Raw genomic sequence first — 6421 nt, 5'->3', positions numbered from 1 at the left:
ACACACATGTCGCCCCTCTGGGGCTTTGGGGCATGGAATTTCGGAATTGCTATACACATATCGCCCCTCTGGGGCTTTTCCCGACCTATGGGGCCTTTATTGTAACGTAGGATAAATAGATAGAGTGAAACTCACACACCTATAACAAAGCGGGAAGCAGTAACCGTGCGATCATTTGCACAAGGGCTACGGCATACGGAGTATGCCGACTACTTACCCGAACCTATCATCAAAATTCCTCTGTATCCGAGTCCTCCTGTGCAAATTCCACGAGCTGCTTGTAATCAACGACTTTTATCTCTCCACTGTTTTGTTCAACTAGATCGATAAGGAGGCCGGCACCGGGTGAATGCTTCAGATCTATCTCAAGCGCAACAACATAGATGCTTGCACTATTAACATTTTTCGCTTTGACGGTTTCCAGAATTGTTGTCGAATCTACTTCAATATTTTTATGATTACCTGTTGTGGGTAAACCGTCGGTAACCAACACAATAATTGATGGGTTGACCTCAAGTGCCGTTTCAATGGCTTCGAGGAGGTTTGTTCCTTGACTATTTGCGATTCGTTCGGGCGTGAACCGATCCAGATACTTCGACACCGTTTCGATGTTCTTCTCTGTCACCGGTGCTAGCTTACCCTTCCCCATCTTGGCATTCGCCGCAAAAGTGATGATATTGAAAGAATCATCCGCATCAAGGGAAGCCAACGCTTCCTTGATCGCTTCAATTGCCAATTCCAGTTTTCTTAGTCCAGCCGCCTGCATACTCGCGGAGACATCAAGGCAGAAGATAACCTGTTGGGGCCCCTCCGCTTCCTCAATGAATTCGATGATGCCGAGTTTGTCCTTGATGTTCGGTAATTTCTTTAATTTTTTCCCAGCACCCGGCGACCCACCTCCACCAATCAACCCTTTTTCTGAGCCTCCCAACGAATCCACCATATCCAGACCGCTACGTTGACCACGCACGCGCACCCGTCCCGTCACTTTGCCTTGGCCGTCCGCCCGAAGTGAAACCGGTCGCCCAATATCTGACCTTTCAGATTCCCGCAAGTCCACATCCGTCATTACGTCCGGCAGCTTCTCAGTGAGCGGGGCTGTAGTCACATCGAAATTCTCGCGTACAATCCGTTGGCTGCGGCGGGCAACTTCCGTCAATTTGTGGCGTGAGGATTCAAGGAGTTTTTCTTTCGATCTGAGAGCCAAATTCTCGTCAGGCTTACGAGCTTGCATCTTCAGCGGCGGTTTGATCTTAATCGTTTTCACCTCAGGTCTCGGTGGCTCTTTCACCCATTCCACCCAGATATGGTCCTTATCTCTGACCACTTCGTCACGAGGAGTTAAGACGTAAACAATTCCGATAATCAGATGCACAATTAAAGCGACCAGTATCGCTGACCATCGCCGAATTTTGTTGAATTCCGTATGTCGTCCAAGCATTTGTCCGTCCCTCCCATTGATATCCACGAATATTACCACATCGTCGCGGAACAGCACTCGGATCAGTCTTTAGATTCGAATACGCTCCCACCGGTCACTGCGAAAACGGAGGAAATAGGTTATACCCGCCAAAATGATATAGATTGTGGCACCACACCACGCGCCGGGAACTCCATACCCCAACAAAAATGCTAAACTATATGCAAGCGGAAGAAAGAGCAGCCACGCATACCCGATGCTAACGCACATGGTGAAAAAGGTATCACCGGCCCCCTTGAGTGCACCCGACGCACAGATACCAAACCCATCGGAGAGTTGAAAAAGCGCTGCAAAAAACAGGAGCCGCGTCCCGAGACGAATAACCTCCGCATCCGGTGTAACCAGCGAGATAAGAAATTCTGGTACCGCAAAAAACGCAATCGCAACGAAAAAAGTATATACTACTCCCAATTTTATCGCCGTGTAGCCACTCCTGCGGGCATAATGGAGTTGACCGGATCCGATGTAGTGCCCAACCAGCGTCGTTGCTGCCATAGAAATTCCATACAGAGGCATAAATGATGTAGAAATCAAAGTGACCCCGGCATTATTCGCCGCAAGTGCGATGTCACCCATGCGTCCGACCAAGGCGACAAACACCGTAAAGCTCCCCATATCCATCAGATTGTGAACGCCCATCGGCAAGCCTATCCGAAGAATACGGCGGAGGTCACGCGAGTCAATCTGGAAATGGGATCGGGTCTGGAACGCCCGATCCGACTTCCGTGAGAGGAAAACAGCGAAATAGCAAATTACTGCGACTACACCCGCAATCAACGTGGCAATCGCAGCACCAACGATTTCAAGCCGGGGACACCCAAATTTACCAAAGATTAACAGATAGTCGAGGAGGAGGTTGACCAAATTTGCGACAATCTCAATCCGCATCGGTGTTTTCGTGTCGCCGATGCCCCGTAGAAAACTCGCCATCCCAAAAGAGATGAAGACCGTAATTCCGCCACATAACCGGATTTGCGTGTAGATGATGCCCAGACGTTGTACCTCTGGCGATGGCTTCATCAGGGCAAACGCAGGCACCGTAAATAGGTTAATCACCAGTATGATGAGATACGACCCGAGTGCGAGGTAAAGCCCTTGCCACGCCGCAACGGTGATCCCCCGTCGATCTCCGGCTCCATAACGCTGTGCGACGAAGGTGTTGACGCTACCCAGAAATCCTTGAAAAAAGGAGAATAACGTCCATGTCAATATCCCTGCTAATCCGACAGCCGCCAATTCTGTTGCGCCCAAACGTCCGACCATCGCCGTATCCACAAACATCATCGCTGTTCGCGATAGCATCGTGATGACGATCGGATATGCTAACAACCAGACCTCTCGGTAGCCACCGGGTCCCGCTAACCCTCCCTTTACACCCTGACTTTCTATGTTTTGTTGCAATCCATTCTCCTGAGACTATTCCCTTTGGCTCATGTTAAGAAATCGTGCAACAGAAACCGAGTTTTCAAGAAAAAACTCGGTTTCTCTTTACATTCTGCACTGTCTTTTTTCGCCTCTGTAGGTTGGACTTCCTAGCCCAACTTCATCAATAGATTTTAGAATTACTTGGACATTACAGATGAGCACTTAACCCCCCTAGCCCCCCTTATCAGGGGGGAATTAGCGGTCATGCTAATGTCACATTTACTGATAAATGTTCACTTATTTATAGACTTCACCATAAATAGTTTTCACGTTTCACGCTCTTATTTTACGATGAAACCGCCTGTGTTTTCTTCTCAAACCAGTGCACCCACCGATCCCCTTTGGGTGTCAATTCATAGTAGGTATGATTGCGGTGTTTGATCCACTTCCCCTTCACAATGTTCTTGCGGTACTGAATCATCCGTCTCTCCACACGTTTCAAGCCACCCAATTCCCGCAGCTTCCGATGCCGTTTGTGGGTCTCCTCAAGAGGCAGACCGAGCATCTCCGAGACAATAATCGAATAGTCTAATCCAAATTCCTGATGATGTTTCAGGATAAGATAATCCACTTCATCCAGTTTATCAAATGTCGAATCTTCCGTCTCTATATCGGCAGGCTTCTCCGCTGCATGGATTTCATCCCACGTCACCTCAAGCAGCCGCTCAAGACGCAGGTACTGGACGGAAGCGCAATCGGGGCGATGGACAGCAACCGTGCCATCCTCCTTAAAATACCCGATGATGCCCTCCCCTGCCTCCGGTGAACAACATTGGGCGAGCTTGTAGGTAAGTTCTTGGTGCATTGTGCGTCCGTTATTTATAACCTCAGTTGCTAGTAGTAGGCATACGCCATATGCCGTAACCTCTTATACACCTTCGATGCGCAGCCAACCCCCTAAATCCCCCTTATCAGGGGGACTTTGGAAACTTCGCGCAGGGAAACTACTTAATTACACCGATGAACAAAAATCCCCAGCGGGGCGACATGTGTATAAAACGAACTTAGGTTTATATCTGCTAGTTGCACGGATTCAGGACTTCAATTCGCCCACATAACGACGGATCTTTGTTGCTGCCGTGACAATATCCGCCATATCTTCCTCAGTTCCCATCAGAATGCTCTGGCTGAGCGCCAAACCGTTTTTACACAGCTTTTCCGTCTCTGGACAGGAGACGTTTGAATCATCAGGTTTCGCACTCAAGAGATCCGATTCCATAAACGGTTCTCGATACATCGGTGTCGTGTACCAATGTCGCATTGGAACCCCCTCCGCCCCCATCGCCTTGATGAATGTTTCGCGGGAGATGCCCTCAAATTCCTCTGGGTCGAAAATCGCCTTATAGCCGTGACAGCCGCCGCGGGTGGCGCGTGAATCGAGCGGCACCACCTTGATGCCGGGGATTTCTCCCAACCCAGCATCCAGAGAACGCATATTTGTATTGCGTAGGTTGACCTCGCCATCCAACCGCCTAAGACGTGATAGCAACAATCCGCCCTGCCACTCCGTCATCCGGAAGTTTCCGCCGAACGTTTCCGTCTCAAACTCGGACTCGGACGGAGAGCGTCCACAGTTGTGAATCGACCACGCGCGTTCATACAGTTTCCGATCGTTGGTCAGAACAATACCACCCTCGCCCGCACATAAATTCTTGGAAGATTGAAAACTAAAACAACCGAGATGTCCCCAACCGCCGACCCCTCTGTCCCGCCACTCCGCGCCATGCGCTTGGGCGCAGTCCTCAACCACAACAAGGTTGTTCCGTTCCGTAACTTCTAAAATCCCGTCCATATCGGCGGGATAGCCTGCAATATGAACCGGCAAGACAGCTTTGGTCTTCGGTGTGATCGCCGCCTCGATTTTTGATGGATCAATGTTAAAACCGTCGGGGAGCGTATCCACAAACACCGGTGTTCCGTTCGCCATCAGAATTGACACCACCGTCGCTTGGAAGGTGTACGGGGTTGTGATAACCTCGTCGCCAAGCCCGACACCCGCAGCCTTGAGTGCGACAAACAGTGCCGCCGTGCCACTATTCACGCAGACACCATATTTTACGCCCTGGAATTGAGCGAAACGCTCCTCAAACTCAGGAACCCTTGACCCGCCGGTGCCCCATACCCCGCTTCGATAGATCTCCTCAAAGATTTTGAGGTCGTTATCGTCAAAGGTGGGCCAAGAGGGATATGGTTCCGTCCGAACCGGCGTGCCGCCATTGATCGCTAAATTTGCCATATTTCTTCTCCTTGTACTTGGGGTGAGCGCGTGTTTCCTAGTCCCGATCCCGCTGTATCGTTCTAACGCTTAAGAAATCGTACCATAATACCAATGAAGCCAAGTGGTCTGACTATGGACATCGCACACCGCTACGATTCAACGGTTTGGCAGGGCACTGACAGGTAAAAAAAATATTTTCAATGCCCTATACGGGTATTCATAATTCGCGGGTGTGCCACGAATCCCGATGGCCACTATACTTTAGCGGTATTATAGATGTGCGCTATGCTATAGCGGTTGCCTGTAAAGGGTTTGTTGACCTGCCATGCCAATATCAATCTATGAGTAAGATTCCACTGAACGGTTTGCTAACCTGTCATATTAGCCTCGATTTATGAGCAAGATTCCACATAAATGTCAGTACGCTCTAGTAACTTGCATTATTATAACCTATTTTTTGACCATGTGCGTAAGCCCTAACATAATGAAGTTACACTTTACCTTTTACGAATCACAAATCTAGACCGCTCAAATAGTCCGCAATCCGTTTCGGTTGTCCGTCAACGCTTGTTTCCATCGCCGCAATCACTAACGCGAAGCTCTTGATGTTATCCTCAATTCGCGTTGCAGAGGGTTGACCGCTATCAATCCAATTGATAAATTCGTCGAATAGATGCTCATGACCGAAACGGGGGATCTCCGGTGCTTCGTATGTCTCCGGCTCCTGACCGACCCGATGAATTGTAACCTCAGCTTCACCGGCGATTTCGACACACCCTTCCTCGAATTCCGCGCGATAATGTTCGTTATGCCAACAGTTGACGATGCCCGCAGCAGAACTGTTTCCCTCGTAACAGGTATGCACCCCGTTGTCCATCTGCATCAGGTACAGTCCACTGGAAAAGTGCTTGCGAACCCGACCAACGTCTCGCAGTCGCCGCCGGAGAGGAAGCGCAGCATGTCGAGATGGTGGACAGATCCCTCAAAGAGAAGACTGAAATCCATATCGTGCCGCCACGCCTTACCCCACGATTGATAGCGGCGATAATCACACGCGTACCGCCCCACGATATGCTGAAGCCGTCCTAACCGTCCCTCCTCCCGGATGCGAACCAACTCCTGCTTATTCCTCGCATAGCGATAATTCTGGATAATCGCACACGGCATCCCCGTTTTCTGGGAAGCCGCCACCATCGCCTTCGCCGCTTCGAGCGTGTCGGCGATCGGCTTTTCGCAGATCACCGGCATCCCGTTCTCCATCGCAGCGATCGCTGCAGGACTGTGGAATGGTGGGGGTG

The 6421-nt window shown here is 50.1% G+C and carries 4 protein-coding genes and 1 pseudogene; all 5 read right to left on the bottom strand.

The genetic code is table 11. The features are described from left to right. Window positions 1–229 precede the first annotated feature (229 nt). Window positions 230–1441, bottom strand: a complete 1212-nt coding sequence (locus tag J4G02_21580) for a VWA domain-containing protein (protein ID MCE2397111.1) — start codon at window positions 1439–1441, stop codon at window positions 230–232. A gap of 69 nt (window positions 1442–1510) precedes the next feature. Then, entirely contained in the window at window positions 1511–2881 is a 1371-nt protein-coding gene (locus tag J4G02_21575) for an MATE family efflux transporter (GenBank protein ID MCE2397110.1), read from the bottom strand. Window positions 2882–3191: 310 nt separating this feature from the next. Next, window positions 3192–3710 carry a DUF2250 domain-containing protein gene (locus J4G02_21570; GenBank protein MCE2397109.1) on the bottom strand — a complete coding sequence of 173 codons (519 nt, stop codon included), beginning with the start codon at window positions 3708–3710 and terminating at the stop codon, window positions 3192–3194. A gap of 228 nt (window positions 3711–3938) precedes the next feature. Continuing rightward, a complete protein-coding gene (locus tag J4G02_21565; GenBank protein MCE2397108.1) occupies window positions 3939–5141 on the bottom strand; it encodes a DegT/DnrJ/EryC1/StrS family aminotransferase in 1203 nt (400 codons plus the stop codon). A gap of 493 nt (window positions 5142–5634) precedes the next feature. Continuing rightward, window positions 5635–6421, bottom strand: a pseudogene (locus J4G02_21560) (Gfo/Idh/MocA family oxidoreductase).

The organism is Candidatus Poribacteria bacterium (genome assembly GCA_021295755.1).
Taxonomy (GTDB): Bacteria; Poribacteria; WGA-4E; order WGA-4E; family PCPOR2b; genus PCPOR2b.
This window is presented reverse-complemented; position numbering and strand designations above follow the sequence as displayed.